The sequence below is a fragment of the Bacillus sp. FSL W8-0770 genome, assembly GCF_038008705.1.
In the GTDB taxonomy this organism is placed as follows: Bacteria; Bacillota; Bacilli; order Bacillales; family Bacillaceae_G; genus Bacillus_A; species Bacillus_A cereus.
On sequence record NZ_JBBOZR010000001.1, the window covers coordinates 636,452 to 650,713 of the forward strand.

Below are 14,262 nucleotides of genomic sequence, written 5' to 3' on the forward strand. Positions count from 1 at the left end.
TACGGCTCTCACGTTTTTATGTTTTTAATAAAGGAAGAAAGTATGATGGAATGTTTAGGTTGTAAATTAGCAAACGAAGAGGAAAAAATATATAAAATATATAAAGATGACTATGTAACTTGCTTTTTAGATCATGCGCCTTTCTACCCAGGACATACTTTAATTGTGCCAAAGCAACATGTTGTAGAAGTAGATGAATTAAATGATGTTGTAGCAAAATCCGTTATGGATGCTTCTAAGCTTATTGCAAAAGCGATTAAGATAGTATATAAACCTGACGGAGTTACAGTTTGTCAAAATGGTGGAGTATTTAACGAGTTAACACATTACCATATGCATATCGTACCAAGATATAAAGAGCGTTCGTTTGCTGAGTTTTATATGGTACAGCCGGGACAAAAGAAGAATCATAATTTGGAAGAAATAAAGACGTTGTTAAAAGAAGAGATAGAGAAAATACTGCACACTAAAAAGGCGTAAGAGAATTTCTCTTACGCCCTTTTAGTCTTCATACATATGTAAAACTTCTTTCGCACGCATACGTAAACCATCTATCAATTCTATCGGTTCTAAAACTCTTGCATCTTTTCCGAGTCTATAAAATAAAGGGGTAATAAAATTGATTTCTCCTTTATCAATTGTTGAATGTATATATCCTGTCCCGTTTTCGTTTGTTACAACGAATTCTTCAAGGTAAGGCACGCTTTTACATTGGCGTACGCCTTCTGTTGACAGTAAAACATGTAACTGAGTAGGATTATGTACTACGTGAGAGTTAGAGGCAAACCACTCTTCTAAATTCATGAATGTATCTTCATTTTCTTCCGTTGATAATATAGAAAGAATACGATCGACGCGATACAGTAATGTTTTTTCTACATTAAAATCATAAGCAGGTAAATACCATAAACCATCATGCGCATATACACCGATAGGATGAACGTGTTTTGTTTTGATCCTTGATTTAGATTCGTATTGAAAGTGTAAATTTTTATTTTCAATAGCCGCTGTTAACACTTCGTTTAAAAGTGGTGTCTCAATTGTTCTTTTCGGATTCCAAAAGGCGATATAAGAACGTATTTTGTCAACTTTAGCTTTCGCATCATGTTGTAGGGAGCTATATAGTTTATGTGTAACGGAATTTATTTCTGTGTTAAAAGGCAAGTCTCTGTAGTAGCTTAAAGATTGAAAGGCAAAAAAGATAGAGACTGCTTCTTCTTCGGTAAATAAAATAGGTGGAATTACTCTATTCGTTAATACTTTATATCCTCCGTTGCGACCTTGTTCAGCGTAAATGGGTAATCCCATATCACTTAAATCTAAAATGTATCTATGGACAGTACGAACAGAAATATTAAATTCATCGGCTATTTCTTGAGCTGTAAATGCTTTTTTCGCAGAAGCAAATATAAGAATATCTAATAAGCGTTTAGCTTTTGACAAATGTATCACCTTTTTTCTTTTTAAACATGACATAAATTGTCGTGTTTTATTGTTAGTATATTGTTTACATCATAATGTTATCAAGATGAGGTATAAGGAGGAAAAAATATGTCACGTGAAATAGTTTTATTTATTGCGGCGAGCTTAGATGGATATATTGCGAAAGAAGATGATGATTTACAGTGGTTAATGGAAACCGAAGGAGAGGGAGATAACGGTTATACAGAAATGTACGAAACTATTGATACAATAATTATGGGAAAAAGAACGTATGATTATGTAGTAGAGCATATAGAACCATTCCCGTATTTAGATAAAAAATGTTATGTTTTTTCTAACTCAGAAAAAGGTTCAAACGAACACGTGGAGTTTGTAAATGAAGATGTAGTGGAGTTTACAAAAAGGTTAAAAGCACAAGAAGGATCTAAAATATGGATGGTCGGTGGAGGGAGTCTCTTAAGAGAGTTCTTTAAGAATAATCTAATTGATGAATATGTTGTTACGATTACACCTCACATATTAGGTTCTGGAGTTCCGTTATTTCAAGACAAGAACCCGGAAATTAATTTAACTTTAACGGATACGAAACGTTTTGGGCAATTTGTAAATTTATATTATAAAGTAAAGTGATAAAAAACACGACTATTGATGATAGTCGTGTTTCTTTATGGATGGTAATGAAATTATAAAGCAAGACCCATAATCGACTTCGCTCGTTACAGTAATATTTCCGCCGTGTAGTTCTACAATTTCTTTTACGATAGATAGTCCTAAACCAGTTCCGCCTGTAGCTCGTGTTCTCGCTTTATCAACTCGATAAAAACGATCGAAAATGTGAGGGAGGTCTTCAGGCGAAATACCTTCGCCTTCATCTTCAATTGTAATGAAAATACGTCTATGTTCTTCTGTAACAGAAATGTTTATATGAGAATGTTCTTTTGAATGCCTATAAGCGTTATTTAAAATGTTTATTATAACTTGTTCAAATCGCTGTTCATCTAAGTTTACTACCAGTGTAGGAGGACAAGAGAAAGAAACTTTAATGTACCTTTCTTTATACATAGCGTTAACTTTTTCGGCTATGCGAGTAAGGAAGGTGTGTAAATGTACTTCCTTTACTTGAATAGAAAAGTTATGTTGTTCCATTTGTGCAAGTGAAAATAAATCTTGAACTAAGTTTGTAATGTAATCAGACTCATCTTTTATAATAGATAAATATCGCAAACGTTGCTCAGGAGATGTGGTCTCTTTTAAAGCAATGTCAGCGTAACCTCTTACGTATGTTAATGGTGTTCGTAATTCGTGAGCAACACTTGCTAGAAATTCACTTCGCTCTGTTTTCATATAATGTAAATCATTTGCGAGCGTTTGAATAGATGATGCTAGTTCACCAATTTCATCATTTCGAGTAGTCGTTAATGAAACGGACAAATCGCCTTTACTCATTTTTTCAGTTGCATGTTTCATGTGTAACAATGGTTTTGTTAATAAACGTGATAATAGGAAAATTGTGATGACTGTGAGTAGAAACGTGATGGCGCCAGCAATAATGAATTGTTTCGTTAATCCATTTACCAACTTTTCAATGGATTTTGTTCCAAGAAACATATACACATACCCTTCATGTTTTCCAGCTACTATGATAGGACTAACTGTACATATATAATTAGATGTTTTCCAATGATTTTCTATAATCGCTCCGTTATGGTCTGTTCGAGTCTGCATGCTACTAATGTGATTTTTTATAGTCGTGTTTATTTCGTTAGATTTAGCTAGCACTTCTTTATTTGTATTTGTAATAACGACAGTTGTTTCAGCTTCAGATTCCATTAATGCTACGTGAGAGATGGTTTGCTCATCGTAATATTTTTCAAGTACATCTCGATGACTATTTCCTCGCTTTAATAAAGCTGTCATTTCTTCATTTACTCTAGTGTTTACGAGACTATAATAGAGCAAAATAAAGAGAACACTTTCAATTAAAAGTGTAACAATTAAAAAATAAAATCCGAATTGAATTGAAATTCGTTTCATCGTTTTGCCCCTTACTGTTCAGTATCAACCCATCGATAACCTACTCCATACACGGTTTTTAAATGATGATCAATAGGGAAATTTGCTTTTCGCAATTTATCACGTAAATTACGAATATGCGAATCGACTGTGCGATCTTCTGTATTTGTGTTTAATCCCCAAATTCGTTCGATGAGCTGATCACGGTTTAATACGTAGTTCACATGGCGTAAAAATAATCCGAGTAAAGAAAATTCAATTGGTGTGAGAAGGAGTTCTTCACTATGGACAGAAACGAAGTGTTTTGTTTCATCCCATACAATACCGTGATATTGGATTTGTTTATGTTCATTTGTACGTCTTAAAACGGCTTCAATTCTTGCGAAAAGTTCTTCTTCATGGAAAGGTTTCGTTACGTAATCATCGGCTCCAAGTTTTAATCCTTGAACGACATCTACTGTTTGATCACGAGCTGTAACCATAATAATAGGAATGTTACTAAAAGATCGGATTTTTTTGCACGTTTCCCATCCGTCCATCTTTGGCATCATAATATCGAGTAAAACAAATTTAAAGTTTCGATTTTCTATATGTAAAATAGCTTCTTCTCCTGAAGTCGCACATACGCAGTTATATCCAATTGGGGTAAGATAAAGCGTTAATAATTCAAGCATTCTCGGTTCATCGTCTACGAGCAGTATATCAATCATAGAGAGCCCTCCATATTTATAATCGTTACTTAAAGTGTAATGCAAAATCATGAAGAAATGGTGCAGATTATGATGCGTCTGCATAATTTCTTCAGAATTGCTTGTTATTGTGGAGTTGAAATTACATTTTAGGTAATCATATTGGCTCAAAAATGATTAATACGGAGGCGGTATAGTGAAAAAAATGACCCGAATTTTTGGGATAACAATAATTACAGCAGTTGGTCTTGCTGCATGCGGACAAACGAATACAGACCATAAAAACCATGAATCTACAAAAGAGAAGAAAACAGAGCAAAAGGAAATGAAAATGAATCAGGAGGTAACGGCGCCAAAAGAAATGAACGAAGGTGCATCTAATGATTTATTAACGACAAGTCTAAAAAATGTGACGAGGTTAAATACAAATGACCCCCTAAAAATGGCAGTATTAACTTCGCAAACGATATGGCCAGCAACTCATAAGGAGAACCAGCCAGGTGCTGTTATTTTAGTACCAGCAAGCGAGTGGCAATTAGGTATTGCGAGTGCAGACCTTATTCATCATCCGAATAACGGGCCGATTTTATTTATAGAAAAAGAAAAGATACCGGAAATGACGTTAAAAGAAATAAAACGATTAAATCCAATCGGAACGAAAGACGGAACACAAATTATGGTGATGGGAGATGTAGGTACTAGCGCGCTTGAACAATTAAAAGGTTATAAAGTAAAACAAATAAAAGAAACGGACCCAGCTATATTTGCGAAGGATGTTGATAAGGAGTATGCCGATATAACAGGAAGCTACCCAAATAGTGTTATTATTGGTTCGTCTGCAGAAGAAGGCCGTTTATATACAACACCCGCTGTAAATTGGATTTCTCATATGCCGGAACCACTACTCTATACAGAAAAGAATAAAGTGCCAGAAGCGACAATAGAGGCATTAAAAATGAGAAAAGACAAAGCAAATATATATGTATTAGGGCCAGAAAAAATTGTTTCAAAAGAAGTGGAAAAAGAGCTGAGCAAATACGGGAAAGTAACGCGTATTAGTGGAGAGACTCCAACAGAAAATTCGGTTGCGTTTGCGAAATTTAAAGATGAAAAAACAAAATTTGGCTGGGGATTCACAAAACCTGGTCACGGTTTATCATTTGTTTCAAGCAAAACACCAGATTTAGCAGTTGCTGGGGCACCTTTTTCACATATGGGTAAACACGCACCTGTTGTCTTGTTAGAAGAAGGGAAAGCTTCACAACCAGTGTATGACTTCCTTGCAAGCATTCAGCCGAAGTTTAAAGATGATCCAACACTTGGACCATATAATCATGGCTTCTTATTAGGAAGTACGAGTGATATTTCATTTGAAACACAAGGAATACTAGATGAGAGGTTAGAAATTGTTCAGGAAAGTGGTCAAGGACACGGTGGACATTAATGAAATGAGCAAAGACGCTACTGATATAGCGTCTTTTTCTTTAGGAAACTTTTACATAGTAAAAAATCTTCTACTCGTTATATAATAGCTTTCGTGCAGTCGGCTGATTTTCTTATGGAGAAAATCAAATGATAAAGGAGTAGAGGAGTGGTATTTTGTTTCAAACGATAAAAAATGATTGGTTTTCTAATGTGAGAGGGGACGTGTTATCAGGAATTGTCGTTGCTTTAGCATTAATTCCTGAAGCGATAGCCTTCTCTGTTATCGCTGGTGTGGATCCGACCGTTGGGTTATACGCAGCCTTTTGTATTGCAGTTACCATTTCATTTGTTGGCGGAAGAACTGGGATGATTTCAGCTGCAACAGGTGCAATGGCATTATTAATGGTGACGCTCGTTAAAGATCATGGTTTGCAATATTTATTTGCTACAACAATATTAACAGGTATTGTCCAAATTATTTTTGGCGTGTTCAAACTGAGCTCATTTATGAAGTTTGTTCCGAAATCTGTTATGAGTGGTTTTTTAAATTCACTTGGAATTTTAGTTTTTACAGCGCAATTGCCACATTTTAAAAATGCAACTTGGCAAATGTATGCACTCGTTGTATTAGGACTTGCAATTATATATTTATTTCCACGTATTACAACGGCTGTACCTTCTACGCTTATTTCAATTATTATTGTGACGAGTATTGCACTTATGAGCGGATTACAGTTGAAAACAGTAGGGGATATGGGAAGCTTGCCGAAAGAATTACCACTCTTTAGCATTCCTGACGTGCCTTTTACAGTTGAGACATTAGGGATTATTTTACCGTATGCAGTTATGCTTGCAATTATCGGTTTACTAGAATCATTATTAACAGCTTCAGTTTTAGATGATATGACGCATACGGAAAGTAATAAGCATAAAGAGGCACGCGGTCAAGGGATCGCAAACATTGTTGCTGGTTTCTTCGGAGGAATGGCAGGTTGTGCAATGATCGGTCAATCTGTTATTAATATTAAATCAGGTGGACGAGGTCGCCTATCAACATTTGTAGCGGGCGGATTTTTAATCGTATTACTATTTGTTTTAGGAGATTATGTCGTTCATATTCCGATGGCAGCTTTAGTTGCAGTTATGATTATGGTTTCAATCGGAACGTTTGATTGGAACTCTGTAACAACAATTCATAAAGTACCAAAAGGAAACGCATTTGTTATGATCGTAACAGTTGTGATTGTCCTAATTACACATAATTTAGCATTAGGTGTAATTATCGGAACAGTAATTAGTGCGGTTTTATTTGCATTCAATATGGCAAAGATTCACGTGAAACATTTATATATTGAAAATAAGAAAATATATGAAATTCACGGTCAACTTTTTTTTTGCATCTACAGCCGACTTTATAAATAATTTTTCATTTAATGAAGATGTAAAAGAAATCGAAATGAACTTTACTCATGCGCACGTATGGGATGATTCGGCAGTGGCATCAATTGATAAAGTTATCATGAAGTATGAACAAAGTGGTGTGAAAGTAACTATAACAGGATTAAATGAACGTAGTTCAAAACTTGTTGCAAATTTAGCTACTTATAATAAAAGAATTGCTAGTTAAAAGCCTCCTTTTTAGGGGGCTTTATTATATAATACGAATAGGATAACGAAAAGGGGATTCAGCATATGTACAAACAAATTATATTAGCATGTGACGGTTCTGAACATGCACTTCGAGCAGCGGAGCATGCAACCTATATTGCGAAATGTAGCGAAGAAACAAATGTTGAAGTTGTGTACGTAGTAGATAATAGAACGGCAAAATCAGATATTATACAAGGTCAAACAGATTTAGAAACAATATCGGCTAGTCGAAAAGATAAATTAAAAGAGATTGAAGGTTTATTAAAGAAAGAGAACATTTCTTATACAATTACGATATTACATGGTGATCCTGGAGATACAATTGTTCAATATGTAAATACAGGAGATATAGATCTTGTCATTGCTGGAAGTAGAGGGCTCAATACACTGCAAGAAATGGTGCTGGGAAGTGTAAGTCATAAAATAGCAAAGCGTGTGAAATGTCCAGTGATGATTGTAAAATGAAATAGAATGTAACGAAGACCTTAGTATAACTGAGGTCTTTTTTTATGTATAAATGACTCTTATTTGTGGAAATACTAGATATATAAGTTGAAAAGATGTTAACTTACAAATTTGTAAGTTAGTTGTTAGAGAAATCGATGTTATGAAATTTTCCCCATTGGTAAAATAAAAGTATCAAAGGGGAGATAGGGAGGATGGAAGCAATGAAATCATTTCAAAATTTGTCATATAGCCAAGGTGTCAGTCTTATTTGTTTAGGGGGATTTGCTGCATCTGTTACGTTAGCTGTTTTAATAAAGGTGTTTCATCAAATCTTTTAATCTTATAGTAGGGAAGGAATTGGTTGTTATCATTAGTAGGAACAGCAATGAAAATAAAAAATAGCTCTTAGCATGTATGTAAATGCTAAGAGCTATTTTTATGCTTGTTATATATTATTTAAGCTTGCTTTTGTTTTACTGACCCTGTATTTAAAGTAAGAGCAAGGAAGAACATTGCAAGTACACAAGATGCAAGTAATAAGATGAATCCGCCATCCCATCCGAATGCATCCACGATAAAGCCCATAGCTGCACTAGCGAAAGCGGCTCCGCCTAAGTAACCGAAGAATCCAGTTAAGCCTGCTGCAGTTCCAGCAGCTTTCTTTGGTGCTAAATCTAGAGCGTGTAGACCAATTAACATAACCGGTCCGTAAATTAAAAATCCAATTGCGACAAGTGCGATACTATCAACCATTGGATTACCAGGAGGGTTTAACCAGTAAACAAGAACTGCGATAAATACACCGACCATAAATAGAATACCAGCAGGTGCACGACGTCCTTTAAATAGTTTATCACTCATCCATCCGCAAAGAAGTGTACCTGGAATACCAGCCCATTCATATAGAGCGTAAGCAGTACGTGAGCTACTATGAGTAAAGCTTTTTTCTTCTACTAAATAAGTAGGAGCCCAGTCTACAACGCCGTAACGTACGAAATATACGAAAACGTTCGCAATAGCGATGTACCATAAAAACTTATTGTTTAATACGTATTTAAATAAAATTTCCTTTACTGAAAGCTCGCGTTCGCGGTCTTTTACTTTTTCATCTGGTGGATATTCCCCAGTATGTTCTTCAATAGAAGGTAGTCCACAGGATTGAGGCGTATCTTTCATCGTAATTAATACATAAATACCAACTAAAATTGAAAGAATACCTGGGAAGTAAAAAATACTTTTCCAGTCATCTGCGAAGAAGTATAAGCCTAATGTTACAAGTGAAGGCATAAGCGCTCCGCCAACATTATGAGCGACGTTCCAAATAGACATTTTTGTACCACGTTCGCTAATAGAGAACCAGTGAACCATCGTACGACCACAAGGAGGCCATCCCATACCTTGTACCCATCCATTTAAAAACTGAAGTACAAACATAAGTATAATGCTCGTTGTAATGAAAGAAAATGAGCCGAAAATAATATTAATGATACCTGATAAAAATAGCCCAGCTGCTAAAAAGTAGCGAGGATTACAACGATCGGATACGATACCCATAAGAAATTTACTTAATCCGTAAGCGATAGAAACTGCTGAAAGGATAACCCCAAGTTCCCCTTTACTAAAGCCTTGCTCGATTAAGTATGGCATTGCTAGTGAAAAGTTTTTTCGAACAAAGTAGTAACCTGCATAACCGATGAAGATACCTAAGAATACTTGTAAACGTAATTTACGGTATTCGCTATCAACGCGATCAGCTGGTAAGCGTTCCGCGTGGGGCGCAGGTTTAAATAATTGTGTGAAAAACATAAAATGAAAATCCTCCCCTAATTAATTCGAAGCGTTTTAAGACAGAGAACATAAAAAGGCCATGAAATATAAAAAAGTTTCCTTTTTTATGATTCATAGCCGTGTACTCCGTTTCTCCGTGACTGTCAATATTAACTTCGTCGAAAATTATACAACTTTGTGACAAAAATGTAAACGTTTTTATGAATAAAAGTATTGACGGATTTTGTTCGTGGGATTAATATTTAAATACATTAAATATTTTATTGTTTAAATAAGAGGTGGATAACATGCCAAATGATATGACGCATATCGATAAAATTCAAGCTCTTGCCTTTTCGATTGGAAAGAAAATGCAGACGGAGTTATTAGAACAAATGCAAGCGACAGGACTTACACCACCGCAGTTTTATATTTTAAAGATTTTAGATCATTATGGGGCTTCAAGAGCGACAACATTAGCGAAAAAGATGTATGTGAAGCCTAGTGCGATTACAGTGATGATTGATCGTCTAATCGATCAAGAACTTGTAGAACGCTATCACGACAAAGATGACCGTCGCGTTGTCATCATCGAGTTAACAAAAAAGGGGAAAGCTAGAGTAGAAGAGGCAATGACAGCTCGTAACGAGCATATTGCAAAATACTTTTCACATTTAGAGTTGCAAGAAAGAGAAGATTTATTACGTCTCTTTGAGAAGTTAGAAACCATTATTTGCGGGACACAAGAGAAAAAAGAGAATAACTAAGAGGAATTGAGGAGATTACATGGAGCAACAAGAAAATCAAAATAGAAAGTTGTTGTTAATCGGTTTAGTAATCGCGATGCTATTTGCTGCATTAGATGGAACAATTGTTGGTACAGCAATGCCACGTATCGTCGGTGACCTAGGCGGATTAAGTTTAATGACATGGTTAACGACAGCTTATATGTTAACATCAACGACAGTTGTACCAATTGCAGGTAAATTAGCGGATTTACTTGGTCGTCGTAACGTATATATAACAGGGCTAGTTATTTTCATGATTGGTTCGGCGTTATGTGGTATGGCGAATGGTATGACAGAATTAATTATTTTCCGTGGTATTCAAGGTCTTGGTGGCGGTATTATGATGCCAATGGCTATGATTATTATTGGAGATATGTTCACGGGAAAAGAACGTGCGAAATGGCAAGGTATTTTTGGTGCGTTATACGGTCTTGCTTCTGTAATTGGACCGCAAGTTGGTGGTTGGATTGTAGATGCAGTGAACTGGAGATGGGTATTCTACATTAACTTACCGGTTGGTATTTTAGCAACAATCTTTATTGCAATGGGATTAAAATCGCATAAACAAACAGGACCAATTAAAATTGATATCGCTGGAATCTTTACGATGATTCTCGGTGTTGTAAGTTTATTACTTGCGCTAACGTTTGGCGGAAAAGATTATGCATGGGATTCTTGGCAAATTATCGGTTTATTTGCACTAGCTGTAATTGGTATCGTTAGCTTTGTTATCGTTGAAACGAAAGCTGAAGAGCCAATTTTACCAATGCATTTCTTTAAAAATCGCACATTTACAATACTGAATGCGATTGGATTCTTTATGAGTATTGGAATGTTCGGCGCGATTATGTTCGTACCATTCTTCATGCAAGGTATTGTAGGAGTAAGTGCTGCTGAATCAGGAACAATTATGACTCCAATGATGATTACAATGATTGTGATGAGTATTATCGGTGGGCAACTTGTATTAAAAGTTGGTGTAAAACCACAAATTATCGCAGGTATGCTTATTATGGCCGGTGGTTTCTGGTTATTAACAACGATGGATATGCACACAACGAAGCTTACAGCTACTTCTTATATGATGGTTATCGGTTTAGGAATGGGTCTTGTAATGCCGACATTAACATTAGCGTTACAAGAAAGCTTCCCGAAAAAAGACCTTGGTGTTGTAACATCATCAAGTCAGTTCTTCCGACAAATCGGTGGTACATTTGGTATTACAATTTTAGGATCAATTATGAATAACACTTCAGGTACGACATTAACAAAGAATTTAGTACCTGTATTAGATACATTCCCGAAAGAAGCGGGACAAATGGTAACGAAATTTAAAGATATGATTCACACAGATCCACAAGGTTTATATTCGATGCTATTTAGCCCAGAGGCATTAAAACAAATGCCAGAAGCGTTCGCTAACAGTATTGTACCTATTTTGAAAAACTCTTTAGTAGACTCGCTTCATACTGTATTCTTAACAGGATTAGTATTTATCGTAGTAGGTGCCATCTTTACGATTTTCTTACAAAAAATTAAATTATCAGATCGTAAAAAAGATGCTAAAGAGCCTGTTGTAGAAGAAAAAGAAAAAACTGTATCATACTCGTAATGAAGAAGCATCGCCTTATGGCGGTGCTTTTTTGAGTATAACCTTAAAAGCTTTTTAGTGAGAAATGATTGACGTATTTTTAGAAATACGTTATATTATTTTCTGTAAACGGTTACATGAAATGAGGAGAAAAGAGAATGAGTACGATCAAAGACGTTGCGAAATTAGCGGGAGTATCTGTTGCGACCGTTTCCAGAGTTCTAAATAAAAATGGATATGTTCACGAAGATACATTAAAAAAGGTAGAACGTGCAATTGAGATGTTAGATTATAAGCCTAGTACAGTAGCGCGTTCACTGTATAATAAAAAGTCTCGTTTAATTGGCTTAGTTGTTCCAAATATCGTGAATCCATTCTTTCCGGAAGTTGCACGTGCCGTAGAAGATGTAGCACATAAACAAGGTTACACAGTTGTCCTTTGTAACTCTGATGAAAGTTTAGAAAAAGAGAAACAATATATTGATGTACTTAGACAAAATAATGTAGATGGATTTATTGTAGCAACGAATCCACAAAATAGTGTTAATTACATGAATGTATCTGTTCCAGTTGTTGCGATTGACCGTATGTTTAATGAGCGTATTCCTACTGTATATGCAGATAACTATGCAGGAAGTCAGGCTGCGACAAAGTTGTTACTAGATAAAGGATGTAAACATATTGCACATATTCGCGGTCCACGTGATGTGAGTACTGCAAATGAACGCTTTGAAGGTTTTGTAGACGTTATTACGCAAAATAATCTTTCGTATATGATTGCAGAGAGTACGTTTGATCCAGCAAATAGTGAGCGTGTAGCGATGGAATTATTAGAAGAATACCCGCATATTGATGGTATTGTTGCTGGGAATGATTTAATTGCGATCGGTATTGTAAAGGCTGCACTTCAAAAGGGGATTGTCATTCCAAATGATTTGCAAATTATCGGATTTGATGGCATTTCTTTAACGGAAATGATGTATCCATCTATTACGACAGTTGCACAACCAATATATGAAATGGGGAAAATTGCAACAGAGTTGTTGTTAGAGCAAATGGAAGGAAATACATTAAAAGAGAAACACTATCGTTTGCCGATTGAAATTATAGAACGAAATACAACGAAGTAAGGAGATGAAACAGATGCCAAATATTGCAGTAGTAGGGAGCATTTCAATGGACTTAGTGGCTGTTTCAAAAAAACGGCCGAAAGCAGGAGAAACAGTAATTGGTGAAGCGTTTCATACAATTCCAGGAGGGAAAGGAGCAAACCAAGCAGTTGCTGCAGCTAGATTAGGAGCAAATGTAGCAATGGTTGGAGCGGTAGGAAATGATGATTATGGAACAGTAGTTAGAAAAAATCTAGAGAACGAACGCATTTTTATCGATTATGTGGTACCGGTTACAGATAGAACGACAGGAATTGCTCATATCGTTTTAGCAGAAGAAGATAACAGTATTGTTGTCGTACAAGGGGCGAATGCTCTTGTAAATAAGTCAGTTGTAGATCGCTCCAAAGACCTTCTTGTAAAAGCGGATATGGTTGTTCTTCAACTAGAAATTCCACTTGAAACAGTAAAATATGTATTGGCTATTTGTGAGGAACATAATATTCCTGTTATGTTGAATCCAGCGCCAGCACAAGTTTTATCAGAAGAAATTTTAGAAAAAGCGACTTATATTACGCCAAATGAACATGAGTGCCGCATCGTATTAGATGATTTTACATCACCAATTGAAGATTTATTGGCGAAGTATCCCAATAAATTATTGATGACAGAAGGTTCTAACGGTGTTCGTTTCCATAATGGCACGGAGATTGTACATGTTCCTAGCATTGCTGTTGATGTAGTGGATACAACTGGAGCTGGTGATACATTTAATGGTGCGTTAGCAGTTGCACTTTCTGAAGGAGAGACACTTCAAAAAGCAATTCGTTTCGCGAATATTGCCGGTGGTCTTTCTGTAACGAAACTTGGGGCGCAAGGCGGCATGCCAACGAGAGATAAAGTACGTGAAGTGCAGGTGATTGTTGGATGAAGAAACACGGCGTATTAAACAGTGAGATTGCATCAATCCTTGCTTTACTTGGGCATACGGATACGATTGTAATTGCTGATTGCGGTTTACCAATTCCTGACGGAGTAAAAAGAATTGATTTAGCTGTTGAAATTGGAAAACCTAGCTTTTTAGATGTATTGCAAGTGGTAGCTGATGATATGGCAATCGAAAAAGTGACGTTAGCAGAAGAAGTCATTATAAATAATGCGGAAGTAAATAAAGAAATAGAGCAGAAATTAATAGAGCCAGCATTTGAGTATGTATCTCATGAGCAATTTAAAGAGCATACAAAGAAAGCGAAGGCGATTATTCGTACAGGCGAGGCTACGCCTTATGCAAATGTAATTTTACATGCAGGCGTGATTTTTTAATAAAGGGAAGTGATGGG

General features: G+C 35.8%; 14 protein-coding genes and 1 pseudogene. 11 read left to right on the plus strand and 4 right to left on the minus strand.

Annotation, left to right across the window (positions count from 1 at the left end; translation table 11 throughout):
• Positions 1-42 precede the first annotated feature (42 nt).
• A complete protein-coding gene (locus tag NST27_RS03245; RefSeq protein WP_141526347.1) occupies positions 43-480 on the plus strand; it encodes an HIT domain-containing protein in 438 nt (145 codons plus the stop codon).
• A 21-nt stretch (positions 481-501) separates the two neighbouring features.
• Here NST27_RS03245 and NST27_RS03250 read toward each other — a convergent pair whose 3' ends face one another.
• The gene (locus tag NST27_RS03250) at positions 502-1,476 is read right to left on the minus strand and encodes a helix-turn-helix transcriptional regulator (RefSeq protein ID WP_141526348.1); all 975 of its coding nucleotides are present in this window, start codon (positions 1,474-1,476) and stop codon (positions 502-504) included.
• Between the two features lie 75 nt (positions 1,477-1,551).
• On the opposite strand from NST27_RS03250, the gene NST27_RS03255 reads away from it, so the two are divergent.
• Positions 1,552-2,073, plus strand: coding sequence for a dihydrofolate reductase family protein (locus tag NST27_RS03255; RefSeq protein WP_000085764.1), 522 nt, complete (start codon positions 1,552-1,554; stop codon positions 2,071-2,073).
• A 12-nt stretch (positions 2,074-2,085) separates the two neighbouring features.
• Here NST27_RS03255 and NST27_RS03260 read toward each other — a convergent pair whose 3' ends face one another.
• Entirely contained in the window at positions 2,086-3,477 is a 1,392-nt protein-coding gene (locus NST27_RS03260) for a sensor histidine kinase (RefSeq protein WP_047385619.1), read from the minus strand.
• A gap of 11 nt (positions 3,478-3,488) precedes the next feature.
• Positions 3,489-4,166: a response regulator transcription factor gene (locus NST27_RS03265; protein ID WP_000565484.1), complete on the minus strand. Its 678-nt coding sequence runs from the start codon at positions 4,164-4,166 to the stop codon at positions 3,489-3,491.
• A gap of 175 nt (positions 4,167-4,341) precedes the next feature.
• Between NST27_RS03265 and NST27_RS03270 the strand changes: the two genes are divergently transcribed.
• The 4 genes and pseudogenes from NST27_RS03270 to NST27_RS03285 all read left to right on the plus strand — a co-directional run bounded on the left by NST27_RS03270 (position 4,342) and on the right by NST27_RS03285 (position 8,005).
• Positions 4,342-5,589 (plus strand): hypothetical protein, encoded by a 1,248-nt coding sequence (locus NST27_RS03270; RefSeq protein ID WP_000738867.1) that lies wholly within the window; start codon positions 4,342-4,344, stop codon positions 5,587-5,589.
• A 155-nt stretch (positions 5,590-5,744) separates the two neighbouring features.
• Positions 5,745-7,197, plus strand: a pseudogene (locus NST27_RS03275) (SulP family inorganic anion transporter).
• A 65-nt stretch (positions 7,198-7,262) separates the two neighbouring features.
• The gene (locus NST27_RS03280; RefSeq protein ID WP_000277999.1) at positions 7,263-7,685 is read left to right on the plus strand and encodes a universal stress protein; all 423 of its coding nucleotides are present in this window, start codon (positions 7,263-7,265) and stop codon (positions 7,683-7,685) included.
• 203 nt (positions 7,686-7,888) lie between these two features.
• Positions 7,889-8,005 carry a DUF4027 family protein gene (locus NST27_RS03285; RefSeq protein WP_000834733.1) on the plus strand — a complete coding sequence of 39 codons (117 nt, stop codon included), beginning with the start codon at positions 7,889-7,891 and terminating at the stop codon, positions 8,003-8,005.
• 118 nt (positions 8,006-8,123) lie between these two features.
• Here NST27_RS03285 and glpT read toward each other — a convergent pair whose 3' ends face one another.
• The gene (gene glpT / locus NST27_RS03290) at positions 8,124-9,473 is read right to left on the minus strand and encodes a glycerol-3-phosphate transporter (protein WP_000466384.1); all 1,350 of its coding nucleotides are present in this window, start codon (positions 9,471-9,473) and stop codon (positions 8,124-8,126) included.
• Between the two features lie 269 nt (positions 9,474-9,742).
• Here glpT and NST27_RS03295 point away from each other — a divergent pair, with 269 nt between their 5' ends.
• The 5 genes from NST27_RS03295 to rbsD all read left to right on the plus strand — a co-directional run bounded on the left by NST27_RS03295 (position 9,743) and on the right by rbsD (position 14,245).
• Positions 9,743-10,201: a MarR family winged helix-turn-helix transcriptional regulator gene (locus NST27_RS03295; RefSeq protein ID WP_001132365.1), complete on the plus strand. Its 459-nt coding sequence runs from the start codon at positions 9,743-9,745 to the stop codon at positions 10,199-10,201.
• 19 nt (positions 10,202-10,220) lie between these two features.
• Entirely contained in the window at positions 10,221-11,834 is a 1,614-nt protein-coding gene (locus tag NST27_RS03300; protein ID WP_000437646.1) for an MDR family MFS transporter, read from the plus strand.
• Positions 11,835-11,971: 137 nt separating this feature from the next.
• Positions 11,972-12,943 (plus strand): ribose operon transcriptional repressor RbsR, encoded by a 972-nt coding sequence (gene rbsR / locus NST27_RS03305; RefSeq protein WP_047385621.1) that lies wholly within the window; start codon positions 11,972-11,974, stop codon positions 12,941-12,943.
• Between the two features lie 13 nt (positions 12,944-12,956).
• Positions 12,957-13,853 carry a ribokinase gene (gene rbsK / locus NST27_RS03310; RefSeq protein ID WP_001132864.1) on the plus strand — a complete coding sequence of 299 codons (897 nt, stop codon included), beginning with the start codon at positions 12,957-12,959 and terminating at the stop codon, positions 13,851-13,853.
• Positions 13,850-14,245 (plus strand): D-ribose pyranase, encoded by a 396-nt coding sequence (gene rbsD, locus NST27_RS03315; RefSeq protein ID WP_000716154.1) that lies wholly within the window; start codon positions 13,850-13,852, stop codon positions 14,243-14,245. The genes rbsK and rbsD overlap by 4 nt, the downstream gene beginning before the upstream one ends.
• Positions 14,246-14,262: the final 17 nt, after the last annotated feature.

Coding starts and splice junctions, on each gene's coding strand:
- NST27_RS03245 (WP_141526347.1), top strand. CDS start 43: ATGATGGAATGTTTAGGTTGTAAATTAGCAAACGAAGAGGAAAAAATA.
- NST27_RS03250 (WP_141526348.1), bottom strand. CDS start 1,476: ATGTCATGTTTAAAAAGAAAAAAGGTGATACATTTGTCAAAAGCTAAA.
- NST27_RS03255 (WP_000085764.1), top strand. CDS start 1,552: ATGTCACGTGAAATAGTTTTATTTATTGCGGCGAGCTTAGATGGATAT.
- NST27_RS03260 (WP_047385619.1), bottom strand. CDS start 3,477: ATGAAACGAATTTCAATTCAATTCGGATTTTATTTTTTAATTGTTACA.
- NST27_RS03265 (WP_000565484.1), bottom strand. CDS start 4,166: ATGATTGATATACTGCTCGTAGACGATGAACCGAGAATGCTTGAATTA.
- NST27_RS03280 (WP_000277999.1), top strand. CDS start 7,263: ATGTACAAACAAATTATATTAGCATGTGACGGTTCTGAACATGCACTT.
- NST27_RS03285 (WP_000834733.1), top strand. CDS start 7,889: ATGAAATCATTTCAAAATTTGTCATATAGCCAAGGTGTCAGTCTTATT.
- glpT (WP_000466384.1), bottom strand. CDS start 9,473: ATGTTTTTCACACAATTATTTAAACCTGCGCCCCACGCGGAACGCTTA.
- NST27_RS03295 (WP_001132365.1), top strand. CDS start 9,743: ATGCCAAATGATATGACGCATATCGATAAAATTCAAGCTCTTGCCTTT.
- NST27_RS03300 (WP_000437646.1), top strand. CDS start 10,221: ATGGAGCAACAAGAAAATCAAAATAGAAAGTTGTTGTTAATCGGTTTA.
- rbsR (WP_047385621.1), top strand. CDS start 11,972: ATGAGTACGATCAAAGACGTTGCGAAATTAGCGGGAGTATCTGTTGCG.
- rbsK (WP_001132864.1), top strand. CDS start 12,957: ATGCCAAATATTGCAGTAGTAGGGAGCATTTCAATGGACTTAGTGGCT.
- rbsD (WP_000716154.1), top strand. CDS start 13,850: ATGAAGAAACACGGCGTATTAAACAGTGAGATTGCATCAATCCTTGCT.